Here is a 15170-nt window from a genome sequence, read left to right on the forward strand (position 1 = left end):
TCGACAAAAGTGTCTCTAAACCCTTGTGAGATAAGGATTTTTTGATTATTCAGCAAGCCCTAAATAAAGAACATTGTCATTGTTTTTTAACGAACGAAAATATTCGCAAATGCTTTCAACGAATTCTTTCGAATCTTCGCTAATAAAAACCTCGTCTCTTTCTTTTCTCGTTCCTTGGCTTCTTCTTCCCTCCAGTCTTTCGGTCACGACCTCGGGAGGCGGATTTAAAACGATCGTATACGGATTAAAACCGGAATTATTCACAATAAAATTCAGCTTTTCGCTGTTTTCCGAACTAAACCAGTTCAATTTTTTATAAGTATGGATGTAGGCTGCCGAATCGTAAATTCCCCGAGACGTTATAATCACTTTTTCGGGATTGCCCGCCGCCAATGAATTCGCGTGACTCGTTAAGTAAATTCGATGGTAAAGACGAATCAAGCATCTTTCAAAATTCGATAATTTTTTAATATTCGGAAATTCGGTCAAAAAATCGATATCAAAATCGTTTTCAAAAAAAATGTCGTGCTTCGCTTTCAGCTTGTTAATCAGCGTCGTTTTTCCCGAACCGTGCGGTCCTGAAACAAAAATCGGATAGTTCATTTCCATTCCCCCTATTATCGTCAACATACGATTAAGATAGCGCATTCAATATAGCCGTTTTTTCAACCTGAGGATTTGCCGGGCAACCCGATTTGGTTACAAACTCATATTTTCGTTCTCTTGACGGCTTCATAAACGCATTCGCGGATGAATAAATATCTTCGCCTACTTGCACCAGCTTGCCGATCAATAAATCTTCGTCTTCCAATATAGACTCGCGTTGCGATGAATATCCGTTATATTCGATTTCAAATTGGTATTGGAAACGGTCGTTGGCTTCGCAAATCGTGACGGCCAACGAATAAATTCTTCCGTCATGGTTATTCATCAGAAAGTCTTTAATCCGATTTTTGGTCATCGTGCCTACATATCGAACGTGGGGTTGTTCTAATATGTGCCGTATACGGTTCTTTTCGTATTGAAACGTTTCGACATTGGCATAAACGGGCATTCTTCCATATTCTAGAAGCTGGTGTTTTTTGATTTTCAACATCAGTTGTCCGTCATAGTTGAAAACCGAGTATTCGGTATTATTCTCGATATCCATAAAAAAGTGCGTGTTCATGGTGCTGACGGTTTGAACGGGATCAATAATATATTGTTCATTTCCATATAATGCGTTTTCGATTTCCGTCAAATAGTCTCGGAGTTCCAGATTTTTATGATGAAACTCAAACTTGATTTCATATTCATTCCCGGACAGCTCTCTCCCGGACTTCCTTTTTTGAGAAAAGCCTCTGTTGCCGATCATGGTCTCACCTCGCGCACGGAATGGTTTTAGTTTTTTTGTCAGGAACAAGAACGAATAAGCATCACCTCATTTCAGAGTCCGTTCCGGTTAGCTCCAATAAATAATGATTGCTGCTTACGGACCGCTCCGTTTTTTGTTCGACAAAAACAATCATTCTAAGCTTTCTAACACGATTTAAGGCCGGCATATCCTTTTCGTTTATTTTAAAAATAACGGTATAACCATGAGTGCCGGGTATATATTCATAAAGATGTTTGTCGATGTATTCAATTTTGGAACCGTGAAACGTCCTTCGGATACCGCCTGTATTGATATGGATAATATCTCCCCGAATCGAAAGACGAGTCTTTACTTCGACAATGACGAATAGATCTCGCTTCCATTTCATCGTTAGACGGATCTCCGGCGTGTTTCCGGATGAATTTTTTTCGATTCCCCGCAAAGGACTTTCTTTACTTTTGTTGGAGTAAGTGACGGCCGGAGCGTTCAAATCAATAACGGTCGGCTTTATAGGAAAAGATATTTTCTCTAATGAATCTACAGTCAATACATCGGTCGTCTCGTCCGGAGTAACCCATGTGTTGAAATTCCAATAGAAAAGCTGAGGATACCTCGAGTACCGCATCTCCGCATCCTTGAACAACGTCTCGCCCGTTAAATCGCGGATAAAATCGTTTGTAAATGAGACCGCGTCAAAAGCGTTGTATTTCGCCGTAAGCGCTTTAAATAATTCGCCGTTAAAGTTTTCGTTCTCTCTTAATTCTATAATTTCTATACATTCAATCAGCTTAATACAAGGCGTTTTGGCAAAGCCCACAATGTAATCGTTGAACAGATTAATGCATGAAATTAGGACCGAAAACGTCGCATTGGGAACGAAACAATATGGAAACTCCACGGCATGCTCCAAAATCTCCCCGAAATGGATTTGCCCGGAGTCATACATTTTCTCTTTCGTGACGATCTCGGAGTTTTCCGGATGTTCCCCGATATCGCTTGGATAAGCTCTAACGATGAAATATTTGTGCAAGTCAATTTCGATGGTGTCTTTGATTAACGTGGAGTATTCGTGGGCGTTAGGGGAAACGATTTCGAGAAATCCATTCTGGACCAGCTTTTCGATATATTTGCTCGGCTCTTCGACAAAGAGGTCGATATCGTTGCTTTTTCTAATGAGTCCTTCGTGCTTGATCAAATAATAGGTTGAAAATCCTTTAATGATCAAAGGTTTAACTCCCGTTTTGTTATAAAAGTCTTTTAGAAACCGTTCCTTGTCCTTATGCAGGTCAACGATGCGCTCGGAATCGTGTTTGAATCGAGCGGCCGTATCGGAGCTGTTTCCAAAGTGAAACAAATAGTTTTCTAAACGGTGTTTTCGTACAAATTGCGCATCTATTGCTCCGTCAATCGATAACCTCTCGAATATAGTTTGGAGTAATTGATATCTTTCCACGGAATCAGCCCCTATGTTTAGCATATTTAACCATTCAAAACGCGACGGGCTACCCTCCTGCTCCTTGGTACTTGTTTACGCCAAGCATCCAAATCCGGTATCCGGCCCAATAACAAAACGGACCTACCGCTGGAACAAGCCACATCGTCCATGCCGGCAGCAACGGCGTTTCATGTGACAATAAAAAGGCAACGGGATAAAAATTAATAAAGGCAAAAGGAATGACAAACGTTAAAACAATTTGAATCAATGTTCCGAATACGGGTAAAGGATAGGATATAAATTCTTTGATCCGGAAAAACAGCGTAAATAAAAAGCCCGTTCTAACCCAAACAAAGGACGTTGAGCCAATAATGCTCATGAATCCGGCTTGAATCATCGCGCCGCCGATAATGGCCGCTATCAAATAGAAAACCCGAGCCCATGTCCATTCGAGATCCAAAGACGATACGGCCCACAGCAAAACCGTGCACGATATGACGATATGCGCCAAATACCCAAGATTAAATCCTCTGCAAACCAGGTAAAGATAAGGATTTACAGGTTTGATTAACAACGAATCAAAAGTTCCGCTTTTGACCTGTTCCTCCAGTCCCCGCATTTGGACAAAAGAAAAAGAAGCCCCCAGCGCATAAGTAAATAACCCAATACTGTACAATAGCGCGATCTCCGGCCAAGTCCAGCCGGCAATGGCATTAAATTTGCGTATAAACAACCAAATAACGAGATAATCGCCAGCATAGCTAATAATCTGAGCAAAAGCCGCAAGGATGAAGTCGGCTCGGTAGATCATTTTTTCTTTCGTAAGCAGCGTTATTAGCTTGAAGAATAGTCCCCATGTCATATGATCAGCCTCTCATTTTATCCGCCCTGAACTATCAATCGCCGAATCGCCTTGCGCCATAGCCTATTAACGATTACAAGCAAGAGGGCTATCCATAACAATCCTTTGGCAAAAACAAGCGGCACTTCGGCCGCCGGGATCGTCCCCAGGTAAACGGCGGCCGGAAAGTATCCTAAATATTGAAAGGGCAACATCCCCGCTATAGCCTTCAACGAATCCGGGAAATACCATAAGGGCAAAAACGACCCGGAAAATATCGTCATTAAACCGCCCATCATCCAATTCAACGCGAAATGATTCAACAGCCAGAAAGCGATTAACGAGATCAGATACCCTAACAAAAACGAAATGGCGACAGCCATCCCCAAGGCCAGAATAAAAGCGCTTGCATGAAAGCCGGAAGAAGGCGGTACGATGCCGAAACAAAACCAGGCGAGGAGAACGGATGGAATAACCGTAAAAACGAATTGGTACAGCGCGTTTCCCAATCCGTTCGACAATAAAAAAAAGGGATAAGTCAAAGGCTTTACCAATTCGGACGCGATCGAGCCGGATTTGAGGCTTTCGTCGACCTTGCCGCTTACCCCATGCAGCAAAAGCGAAAACAACAGGGTATTGATGATGCTGTACGTCACCATCTGATCAGCGGCGATTCCGTCCGCTTGGCCGTTGCCAAGAACGGATTTCCAAATCTCGGATTGAATGAGAATGGCAACAAAGTTTCCAAAAAGCCGAAGCCAAACTTCGGAACGGTACGATAATTGATTTATAAACGCTTTCAATCCGAACATCACGTAAACCTTCAAACGCTTCGCCCCTCTTTCATCCCGTCTGACGTTCCGCAAGCTCATCCTCTGCAAGCCGACTGTAAAGCTTACGGATCACGGAATCGATATCCGCGCCCTCAACGGAAACGTCTTCAATCGGATATTGGGCTGCCACTCGGCTAATGAAATCAAATACGGACGAATGAGGGCTGTTATGCTCAAAGAGGAACGTCTTGCGCAATCCTTCGTCCTGAACCAAGACGGCTTCCGGCATCTCCAGCATGCCCGGCTCCTCTCGGAAATCGATAACGATCCGCCGTTCGTTTCCGAGCTTATGGCGAAGGCTTGCTACGGATCCGTCGTAAACCAAGCTCCCCTTATTTACGACGATCATTCGGTTACAGATTTCTTCGATATCTTTCATGTCGTGAGTAGTCAGAACGATCGAAACCTCTTTTTCGCGGTTTACGGTTCGCAGAAATTTCCGGATTTGATCCTTTGCCATGACATCCAATCCGATCGTAGGTTCATCCAGAAACAAGATTTGAGGTTCGTGCAGGAGGGACATCGCAATTTCAACCCGCATTCTTTGTCCCAAGCTTAATTGCCTGACCGGCTTATCCATAAACGATGACAAAGAAAGGAGCTCTTTGCAAAACTCCACATTTTCCCGATATTTCGCTTCCGGAAGCTTATAAACATATTTGTGCAATTCAAATGAATCCGTGACCGGCAGGTCCCACCACAATTGGCTCCTCTGCCCGAATACTACGCCGATGTGCCGGGCGTTCGTCTTCCTCTCCTTATGTGGGGTAACGCCGAATACTTTTATTTCGCCGAAGGTTGGCACTAATATGCCTGTCATCATTTTGATCATCGTCGATTTGCCAGCGCCGTTCGGCCCCAAGTAACCTACCGCTTCCCCCTTCGATATCGAAAAGGAAATATCGCGGACCGCCGTTTCCTCTATATACTGTCTCGTAAACAAACTTCTTATGGAACCGAGAACACCGGGAAACCGTTTATACTGTCGATACGTTTTCGTTACGCCGCTAACGGTAATAACATCCATTAAACCACTCCATAGTTTGCCATTTTGTTTTGATAATTGATTTACATATTTAACCTTTACATAAAAATAATACTTTTTTGACCAGCCGGAAAACTACCTCAAAAATTAGATCTAAATTCATATAAAAATTGGATATTATCCAATTTTTATATGAATTTACAAAGCGATGTTTCTCATCCTTTGCTTCGAAACCCGCCATCCTTATCTCCTGCCGGAAATAAACGCCTGCAGGACGTTTGCATCCTGACAAACAAAACGGAGCAATAGCTCATGGCCATTGCTCCGTTCTCATAAACACTATGCTGAACCGGCTATTAAGCCGGCCGTACAATACCCGTCGTTCGCAGGGGCTTACAGCTGCACTTCAAACAAGCGCGCCGTGCGCCGCTGCGGCAGGCGCACGGTCAGCGCCGAGCGGGCCGCGTCCCAGCCGCATTCGGCGCCAAGGCCGCCGGCCGGATAGGCGCAGCGCACGGACCGCGGCGCCGTGCCGTTCAGACCGCGGATCGGCAGCGCCGCCTCGTCCTCCTCCCCGTCCAGCCGCCATACCGCCACGTACAGGCGGCTGCCCGCACGCAGGCCGAGGCTCATCCAGCCGTCCTGCTGCTTCGGCAGACCGAGCGGCCAGAACGGCATCGATTGCGGGATATCGGCGCGGATCGACTTGTAATAATCGAGCGCCTCCTTCACCAGCTCCCGGCGGCGCGGACTCAGCTCGGCCAGATGGCCGCTTTGGTGTATACGCAGCAGAAGCGCATTCACCATGTTGAAGACGACCTCCTCGTCGTCCCCTTCGCGGAGCGGGTACGACCAGATCGCCGACTGCTCCGGCGTCAGCGCGGACGGCGAGCTGGCCGCAATGCCGGCGTACCGTACATAATCCTCCTGGTCGCTTGTCGACTGGATGCTGTGGCGGCTTAGCATCGCGTAGTCCATCCGCATGCCGCCGCTCGAGCAGTTCTCGATGACCAGGTCCGGATACCGCGCAAATACGCCGTCCAGCCAGGCCAGATAAGCCCGGTTATGCTGCAGCAGCCCGTCGCCGAAGCTGTCCGCGTCCGTCTCCGTGCCGATCCCGGCGTTGATGTTGTAGTCCATCTTGATATACCCGACGCCGTAATCTTCAACCAGACGCCGGATCACCCCGTCGGCGTGGGCAATGACCTTCGGGCTGCGGAAATCAAGCTGGTAACGGCTCCGGTCCTTCACCCGCTTCCCGTGCCGCATGAAGAACCAGCTGTCGTCCGTCTCCTTCAGCTTCGGGCTCTTCACGCCCATCACCTCAAGCTCCAGCCACAAGCCGGGAATCATCCCTTTGCCGCGGATATAGTCCAGCACGTATTTGATGCCTTCCGGGAACCGCTTGGACGAAGGCAGCCATTCCCCGACGCCGTCCCACCATTCGCCCGGCGCGTACCAGCCCGCGTCGATGCAGAAATATTCGCAGCCCGCCTCGGCGGCCGCATCGATCAAAGGCAGCAGCCGCTCCGTCGTCGGATTCCCCCAGAGGCAATTCATATAATCGTTAAAAATAATCCGAAGCAGCCGGTTGTCTTCGTTCGGACGGCGAATGACGCGCCTGTAGCCGGTCAATTGGCCGACAACCTCCTCGAAGCCGCCCTCCGCGGCTCCGATCGCCGCAGGAACCGAAACGAATTCCTCGCCGGGCTTAAGCTCCTTCCACCAATGGTTATCGTGCTCGGTCGGCCCGCTGACGAGCAGCGTCAGCCGGTCGTACTGGTCGATGATCTCCCAATGCCACGAGCCGTTATGCTCGATTTGCCAGATCAGGCTCGTTCCCGCTTCCCGGTTCTCCAGCACGGCCATCGGGATATGCTCGGCGGAAGACCAGGAGCCCGTATTGCTGCACGATATCCGTTTCGAGCTTCGGTCCTTCATATGGGAGAAGCCAAGCTCCGGCAGCGAATAATCCCGCCATTGCAGCTCGCTTTGCCAGCCGCTGTGCGGAATGAATACCCGCATCTTCTCGTCGCGGTCAAGCGAGCCTTCCTTGTCCAGCCCCGTCAACGCAAACGACGAGACGTATTCGACCTGCACCGCCTCCGGTCCTTCGTTGCGAAGCTGCGTCCAGCAGCGGACGACCTGCAAGCCGTCGTAAAACTGCAGATGGCTTACCGCCTTAAGCCCCGTCACGGGATCGGCCAGACCGATTTCAAGCTTGCGTCCCCATTCGTTCCGCACGTCGAGATAGCCTTCATAGACCATGCGGAGTCCCGGATAAGTCGCCCGGTGCGTCCGCCCGTGATATTCCTCGCGGTCTTCGCCCGTCAATTGAAGCTCCATAAGCCGGAAGCCGTGTCTTTGCTCCTCCGCAACGGCGCTTTCGTCAAACGGCCGCGGTCCAAAATGAAGCAGCCGCGCATCCCCGGCGTCCGTTATTTCCAGCGTCACATAAAGCCCGTTCTCCGCCACGTCGATTCTTCTCATCCCAATATCCCCTCTCTCTCCCTTTCAAAATAAAAGCCCGCTTGAACGCCCGTTACGGACGCCAAGCGAGCGGTACCGGTCGGGCCGGCCGGCTAAGCCGGCAGCCTTTCCGTTATTGTGCCGATCCGAACTGGATCCAAGCTTTTTGAATTTCGTCGATGGCTTGCTCTTTCGTTTTGCTGCCGCCGATGTAAGCTTGCATCAGCTCGCCGAATTTTTGATGGAACGTATCCAGCGAGTAGTTGACCGAAAGGTCGCCGGCCGGCTCCGTCTTCACAATCTCTTCCATTTGCTTCGGCATATCGAGCTCCGGCATTTTGGCATCCTTGATCGGCGGAATGACTTTCGCGACGTCGGAGAACCACGATTTGCCGTAGTCCGACGTGTACAGCCAGTTGAAGAACTCGATCGTTTCTTTCGCCACCGCCGAATCTTTGTTGATGCGCAGCGCCTGGTCCGGCCCTACGACGATCTTGCTTTGCTCCGCTTTTTCGCTGACCGGATAACCGGCGATGCCGATTTGAATGTCCGGCGTAATCTTCTTGATCGCTTCCTCGTCCCATGCGCCTTTGCCTGTCATGAACGCCGCTTTGCCAAGGGCGAAGTCGCTCACCTGCGCGTTGCTGTCGCGTTCCAGCGGCTTGTCGGTGCCGTGCTGAACCGTCATGTCGATGAATTTGAAGAAGTTGTCGTTCAGCGCCGGGTGATCGGCGAACGTCGTTTCGCCAGCGATAAACTTGTCGACCAGCTCCTTCGGCGTAATGCCTGCGTCTTCGGCAGCCGCGTTGATGAAGTTTTGGAAAATATGTTTCCATACCCACCATTCTTTATACGCGTTGGCAAACGGCGTAATGCCTTTGGCCTCGAGCTTGGCGACGGCGTCTTCCATTTGCGAGAGCGTCTTCGGCACTTCGGTAATGCCCGCTTCTTCCAGCAGCTTTTTGTTATACACCATCACCATCAGGTTGTTTTTGACCGGGAAGCCAAGCACCTTGCCGTCGGAGGACGTCATAGCCGATTTAACCGTATCGGTCATCGCCGCGGCAAGCGGCTCGTTCGTCAAATCCGCGCTGTATTCCGCAAACGTGTCGATGTCTCCTCCGGCCGTCGTTTGGAATACGTCGGGCGTACTGCCCGCGCCGATTCTCGATTTCAGCACCGTATTGTAGTCGGCTTGCATGATTTCCAGATTAATCGTAACGTTTGGCTTCACTTTTTTATATTCGGCGATATAAGCGTTGAATGCCTCCGTATACTCCGGCGAACCCGTAAACATGTTAATCGTAACTTTTTTGTCGCCGCCTCCGGCATCGGCGCCTCCGGCTTCGCCGCCGCTGTTCGCGTTATTGCCGCCGCAAGCCGCGAGCAGTCCGGATGCCATAACCAGGCTGAGCACGACCGAAGCTATCTTTTTCTTCGATTTCAACATGATGCTGCCCCTCTTTTCCGCTTAATGTATTTGCTTTCTCGTTGTCATTGTAATGAAAATGTAAGCGGATCAAAATGCAGTTATGTGGCATTTTTGGGGTAAAAAAGTGTAGTCTCGCCGGGCGGTCGCCCCCCGTTCTCATTTTTCCCCGCTTAACGCCTTGGACCGCTCCGCCCTGTATTCCGTCGGGGACAGATTAAAATAATTGCGGAAAGCTTTGCTGAAATAGTTTTTGTCCTTAAAGCCCAGCATTTCGGAAATCTCCTGGATTTTCAGCGCCGGATCGTCCAGCAGCGCCTTCGCTTTCTCCATCCGCACCTTCTGCACGTATTCGTGGATGCCGAACCCGAATTGCTGCTTGAACAGCTTCATCAAATATTCCCGGCTTAAATAATATTTCTCCGTGAACATCGAAATTTTGATGTCCTCGTAATAATGGCTGTCGATATACGCTTTAATGTCGCCGATGTTGAACGGTTTGGTCGCGGATGCCGCTTCGCTTACGGCCGAGCAATAGTCGTCCGCGATCCGGTTCAGCAGGGCGGCATAACTGTCAAAGCCGGCGTAATCGGACGGAACGACCGGTTCGCTCGACCCTTGGGCGCCGGCGAGCGGCAAGTCGATACGAGCCACGCCCAGCTCCAGCGCCAGATCGTTCAGCATAATGACGAACTCCCGCAGCATGCGATCGGCTTCCTCCAGGGTAAACTTGCCGGAGACGCTCCGCTGCCTCAGCACGTCGCCCACGATATGTTTAACCTGGCGGTAGTTCCCGCCTTCCATGCTGCTCCGAATGGCCGGGATAAAGCCGGTCAGGCTGTACGGCTTGCTTTCTTTCGCCGCGGACTCGCTCTCCTCCGGCATCTCCGCGGGCGTGGCCACCGTCCCCGAGCGCAAGCGAAGCAGGTCGAGCCCGGCCACGGCCGCCCTGGCGCTGTCGTAGGAATCCGCCAGCGACATGACGCCTTTGCCTACCGTGCCGAATCCGGCCACCGATTCGATCGCAAACAGCTCGAGCAGGGCGGACAACGCTTTACCCGTCTCGTGAAAAGCGTGAAAAGCCATCTCTTCCTTGCCGCCGGATTCCGCCCGCAGCACCGCAATCATCTCGCCCTCCCGCTTCGGATGGGCAAAGCTGAACGAACGGAGGCCCGGTCCTTCCATTTCGTTGAGCACGTTGGCCGCCGCATAATACAGCAGCTCCTTGTCCCGCTTGAACCGGCTTGCCGCCACCTTCTCCGCGTTCAGCATCCTTAAGACGGCAACGGCGTAATACCCGTCTTCCCGGTCGGCGCCGATCAAAGGCAATAACGTTTCGTTCGGCTGCTTCTTGAAGCTTCGCTCGATAATGGACCAATAAATTTTCTCCTTCAGCCTCGGAAGCGACAAATTCAGCGTGATCCGGTTATGAATGGATTCGCTTTCGCGCTTGCGCCTCTCCTCCAGCACGCCAAACGCCTTATTTAACGCCTGGTTCAAATCCTGCCGGTTGATCGGCTTGAGCAAATAATCGACGACCTTCGAGCGAATCGCTTGCCGCGTATACTCAAAATCGTTAAAGCCGCTTATGACGATGGCCGGCATATCGGGATAATTTTCCTGCAGCTTTTGCAAAAATTCCATTCCGTTCATCTCGGGCATCTTCATATCGACCATGACGAGATCGATATGGTGCTCCTTCAGCAAGGCGAGGCCCTGAAGCCCGTTATTTGCCTCCAATATGCGGTCGACCCGCAAATTTTTCCAGTCGCCCAGCAGCCGGATCGCCTCCCGGAGCGGTTCTTCATCGTCAATGATCAATACGTTGTACATCTTTTCCGTGTCCTCCCTGCGGTAATAACATTTCCATCCTCGTCCCCGATTTATCCGAATGAATGTGCAGGCTCGCTTTCTCGCCGTACAAGAGCCGAAGCCTCGTATGAAGGTTCAGCAAACCGACGTTGTCGGTTTCCCGGTCCTGCCAATCCTCTTCGAACGACAGAAGCACCTTCTTCAGCCGGTCCGGCTCAAATCCGGGGCCGTCGTCGGCAACCGTGATGACCGTATGCTCCCCGGCCAGCTTGGCGCCGATCGTAATCGTAACCGTGCTGGACACTTTCTCCAGCGCGTGCTTGATCGCGTTTTCCGCGAGCGTCTGCACGGACAGCTTCGGCAGCTCGACGTCCATCAGCGGCTCGTCCCATTCGTAGACGACCTGTAGACGTGCGCCGAACCTTGCCTTCTGCAGCGACATGTAACGCTCGATATGCTGCAGCTCCTCGCGGGCGAGCACGATGTCCCTGCCGCTGATGCAATAACGCAGCGTCAGCGCCAGCGCGTCGACCATGTCCGCGATGTCGTAACGCTCGTAACGGAGCGCTTTCGTCGATATCGCCTGTAGGGCGTTGTACAGAAAATGCGGATTGATTTCCGCTTCCAGCGCTTTCAGAATGGCGTTTTTTTCCGCAAGCTTCATCTTGTATCGTTCGGTGATCAGCTCGTTCGTCCGTTTCACCATCAAGTTGAAGTGATGCGACAAATACGCGATTTCGTCGCGTCCCTTCACCTCCGACTGCGCTTCAAAGTCTCCCGCGCTGAACCGTTTCATCTGCTTCTGCAGCTCGTTTAGCGGTCTCGTAATCGCTTTGGAATAAAAGAATACCGTTACGATGGCGATAAGCAAAAAGCCGATGCCCAGCGCCAGGGCGATATTGCGGTTCGTGGTGGCCGCCTCCCGGATTTGGCCGTACGGAATCGGTTTCACAAGTCTCCACCCTTCCGCTTCCTCCACGTCGTACACGACGAGGTATTTCCGATCCCCTTCGCCCCACGTAAAGTGCCCGCCGTCCTCCGAATCGAGCCTCTGAAGCATGCCTTCCTCCGCCGCTTGCCCGTAAAAACCGTAATCGTCGGCGTAGAACAGCCGGCCGTCCGGGCTGAAATACATCAGATGCTCCTCTCCATTGAGCGGCACGTCTCCGATCATCTGATCGAACATTTGGTTCGTGTAATAAAAAGAAAATACCGCTTGCGGCTTGCGGGTCACGATCGAGCGCATCACCCAATGATACGCCATGAAACCGGTATCCGGATCGACCGGATAACCGATTAGTTCCCCGCCGGCGGACGGTCCGGCAAGCGGTTGATACGATCGGTTTTTCGGGTTTTGCAGCGTTTCTTTGTACCACCCGTATCCTTCAAAGTCGGCGTCCAGCACTTTGCGGACGGTCACGTTGTAGTGTTCCTTCGTTACCGCGTAATACGAATGCTGGTCGATGACGTACATGTAGATCGCCGCCAGATCGTCGCGGGCATAGAACAGCCCTTTCAAATAGTCTTCCACGTACATGCGCGAGGAGTAATCCTCGTTCTGATGCAAAATCGCATACGTCAGCTCGTCGTAGCTGTTTTGCGGCAGCGAGAATTGCTCCATGTCGGACAAATAACTGTGCAAATTCCGGTTCACGAGCTTCAGATTGCTGGAAGCGCTTGAAATATTGCTCTGAATCGACTCGTTCTGGAGCATTTGATACGAAATCGCCGTAAGCAAGCCGACGACCAGCACGATAATGGACATAAAAAGCAGCAGCAGCTTGTTGACAAGCCGCCGCGAAACCGTTTTGGCCACATTGGAGAAAAGTTCCGCCGTTTTTTTGATCAGAAAATTCATGCTCCTCCTGTCGGGCATTCGTTCACGTTTTTACCCTTAACTGTTTTCTATAATCCATTTTGACGCCCGGGGGCCTCCATTATAATCACATTATAGTCAATTCGACAAGCTTGTGAAGGGCGGCTACGCTGCCGGCAGCTTGGCGACAGAAGCAATGAAACGGGGTGCACAGTACATGTTTAAGGCTATGGGGAGAAAATGGAGCGAACGGTTTGAGTTCGGCATTTTTACGATTCCGGTGCTGATTTGCATCGTAATCGCTTTTTATATTCCGTTTGCGATGACCATCGGCTATTCGATGACGGAATGGAACGGAATTTCGAAAGATCCGGCGTTTGTCGGCCTGGACAATTTCAAGCAAATTTTTGCGGGAGACTCCAATTTTGCGAATGCGGCCTGGTTTACGGTCAAGTTTGCCGTTTTGTACATTATTTTGGTGAACGCGATCGCCATTTTGCTGGCCGTCATTCTGGACATGGGGCTCAAAACGTCGACCTGGCTTAGGACGGCATTCTTTATTCCTTACATCTTGAGCCTTGTCATTGTCGGCTTCATCTGGAAATTCATCTTTATGCAAGGCTTTGAATCTTTGGCCGCCAGCACGGGCTGGGGCGTCTTCGACCTAAGCTGGCTCGGCGAGCCGGGGCTTGCGTTTATTTCGATTCTGGGCGTGTCCATCTGGCAGTCGGTCGGCTTCTACATGGTCATTTATATCGCGGGCCTGCAGTCGGTGCCGGGCGATCTGAAGGAAGCGGCCGTCGTGGACGGGGCCGGGCCGGTCCGCCGGTTTTTCAGCATTACGCTGCCGCTGCTTGCCCCGTCGATTACGATATCCGTCTTTATGGCGCTGACGAACTCGATCAAAGTGTTCGACGTGATCCTGTCCCTGACGGGCGGCGGCCCGGGAGGCACGACGTACAGCATCGCCTACGACATATACCGCGACACGTTCCAAAACAACTTGTACGGCTACGGCACGGCCAAAGCTCTCGTCTTATTCGTTGCGGTGCTGATCGTTACCGTTATTCAATTGACCATCTTCAAACGCAGGGAGGTTGAAGCCTGATGATTACAAAACCGAACAAAGCGGGGCGCTTCGCGCTCGAAGCGGTCATGTTCGTTCTGTCGCTCGTCTTTCTGTACCCGCTGTTTCTGGCGATCAACAATTCCTTGAAAAGCTTTGGCGAGGTGATGACGGACGTTATCGCCCTGCCGAAAAAACTCGCGTTCGAAAACTATTCGTACGTCTGGGAATTCATTAACTATCCGCGGCTGTTCCTGAACAATGCGGTCATTACGATACTCGGCCTTGCGGGCATCATTCTGTTCTCGTCCATCGCGGCTTACAAGCTGGCGCGGACGAAAAGCCGCCTGAGCGGACTGCTGTACATTCTGGTCATTATGCCGATGCTTATTCCGTTTCAATCGATTATGCTGACCGTGCTCCAAGTCGCGAAGGACCTCAATCTTTCCGAAAGCACATGGGGGCTTGGCATGCTGTACTGGGGCTTCGGCGCCCCGCTCGCCGTATTCATCTACCACGGCTTCGTCAAAGGCATTCCGAAGGAAATCGACGAAAGCGCGACGATCGACGGCGCATCCGGCTTCCGGCTGTTCTTCAGCGTCATCTTCCCGCTGCTGAAGTCGGTTACGACGACGGTCATCATCATCGACGTTATGTGGATCTGGAACGACTTCCTGCTGCCGCTCCTTATGGTCAACGGCTCGCCGGATACGAAGACGCTGACGCTTGCCGCGTATACGTTCGTCGGCCAATACACGTCGGATTGGCAATACGCGATGACGGCCATGGTTATGGCGGTGCTGCCGTCCATCATCGTCTTCATCTTCCTGCAGAAGTATATCGTCAAAGGCGTCGTTGCCGGCGCCGTGAAAGGCTGATCGCGCGCATTTCCGACGCGCGGAAGCCGGAACGCCCCGCTTGCCGTTGAGGCAGCGGGGCGTTTGTTTGTTCCCGAGCAGCGGGGACGCGGCGGGGGCCTGCCAAACCGGTGCCATGTGGTGTACTTTTGCACCACACGGTGCGCTTCGGCGTCACGATCGGCCCCATGTGGTGCACTTTTGCACCACGCGGGGCGCTTCGGCGTCATGATCGGCTGCATGTGGTGCACTTTTACACCACGAGGTGCGCTT

General features: G+C 51.4%; 12 protein-coding genes. 2 read left to right on the forward strand and 10 right to left on the reverse strand.

What is annotated here, in order from left to right:
- Positions 1-45: 45 nt before the first annotated feature.
- The 10 genes from ACFSW5_RS20705 to ACFSW5_RS20750 form a co-directional block, all read right to left on the reverse strand.
- A complete protein-coding gene (locus ACFSW5_RS20705; RefSeq protein WP_379277364.1) occupies positions 46-603 on the reverse strand; it encodes an AAA family ATPase in 558 nt (185 codons plus the stop codon).
- A gap of 31 nt (positions 604-634) precedes the next feature.
- Positions 635-1354 carry a hypothetical protein gene (locus ACFSW5_RS20710; RefSeq protein ID WP_379277367.1) on the reverse strand — a complete coding sequence of 240 codons (720 nt, stop codon included), beginning with the start codon at positions 1352-1354 and terminating at the stop codon, positions 635-637.
- A 61-nt stretch (positions 1355-1415) separates the two neighbouring features.
- On the reverse strand, positions 1416-2807 hold the full coding sequence (locus tag ACFSW5_RS20715) for a hypothetical protein (RefSeq protein WP_379277369.1): 1392 nt from the start codon (positions 2805-2807) through the stop codon (positions 1416-1418).
- Positions 2808-2856: 49 nt separating this feature from the next.
- Positions 2857-3651, reverse strand: coding sequence for an ABC transporter permease (locus ACFSW5_RS20720; RefSeq protein ID WP_379277371.1), 795 nt, complete (start codon positions 3649-3651; stop codon positions 2857-2859).
- Between the two features lie 17 nt (positions 3652-3668).
- Positions 3669-4496 (reverse strand): ABC transporter permease, encoded by an 828-nt coding sequence (locus ACFSW5_RS20725; protein ID WP_379277373.1) that lies wholly within the window; start codon positions 4494-4496, stop codon positions 3669-3671.
- On the reverse strand, positions 4474-5490 hold the full coding sequence (locus tag ACFSW5_RS20730; protein WP_379277375.1) for an ABC transporter ATP-binding protein: 1017 nt from the start codon (positions 5488-5490) through the stop codon (positions 4474-4476). Before ACFSW5_RS20730 ends, ACFSW5_RS20725 begins: the two co-directional genes overlap by 23 nt.
- 351 nt (positions 5491-5841) lie before the next feature.
- Positions 5842-7938 (reverse strand): glycoside hydrolase family 36 protein, encoded by a 2097-nt coding sequence (locus ACFSW5_RS20735; RefSeq protein WP_379277378.1) that lies wholly within the window; start codon positions 7936-7938, stop codon positions 5842-5844.
- 112 nt (positions 7939-8050) lie between these two features.
- Positions 8051-9367, reverse strand: coding sequence for an extracellular solute-binding protein (locus ACFSW5_RS20740; RefSeq protein ID WP_379277381.1), 1317 nt, complete (start codon positions 9365-9367; stop codon positions 8051-8053).
- Positions 9368-9505: 138 nt separating this feature from the next.
- Positions 9506-11179, reverse strand: coding sequence for a response regulator (locus tag ACFSW5_RS20745; protein ID WP_379277383.1), 1674 nt, complete (start codon positions 11177-11179; stop codon positions 9506-9508).
- Positions 11157-13016 carry a sensor histidine kinase gene (locus tag ACFSW5_RS20750; protein ID WP_379277385.1) on the reverse strand — a complete coding sequence of 620 codons (1860 nt, stop codon included), beginning with the start codon at positions 13014-13016 and terminating at the stop codon, positions 11157-11159. The genes ACFSW5_RS20745 and ACFSW5_RS20750 overlap by 23 nt, the downstream gene beginning before the upstream one ends.
- A 175-nt stretch (positions 13017-13191) precedes the next feature.
- Between ACFSW5_RS20750 and ACFSW5_RS20755 the strand changes: the two genes are divergently transcribed.
- Both ACFSW5_RS20755 and ACFSW5_RS20760 read left to right on the forward strand, forming a co-directional pair.
- Entirely contained in the window at positions 13192-14082 is an 891-nt protein-coding gene (locus ACFSW5_RS20755) for a carbohydrate ABC transporter permease (RefSeq protein ID WP_379277388.1), read from the forward strand.
- Complete coding sequence (locus ACFSW5_RS20760) at positions 14082-14918, forward strand: carbohydrate ABC transporter permease (RefSeq protein ID WP_379277390.1); 837 nt, start codon at positions 14082-14084, stop codon at positions 14916-14918. The genes ACFSW5_RS20755 and ACFSW5_RS20760 overlap by 1 nt, the downstream gene beginning before the upstream one ends.
- Positions 14919-15170: the final 252 nt, after the last annotated feature.

This window comes from Paenibacillus thailandensis (assembly GCF_042685365.1).
GTDB classification, from domain to species: Bacteria; Bacillota; Bacilli; order Paenibacillales; family Paenibacillaceae; genus Paenibacillus_AP; species Paenibacillus_AP thailandensis.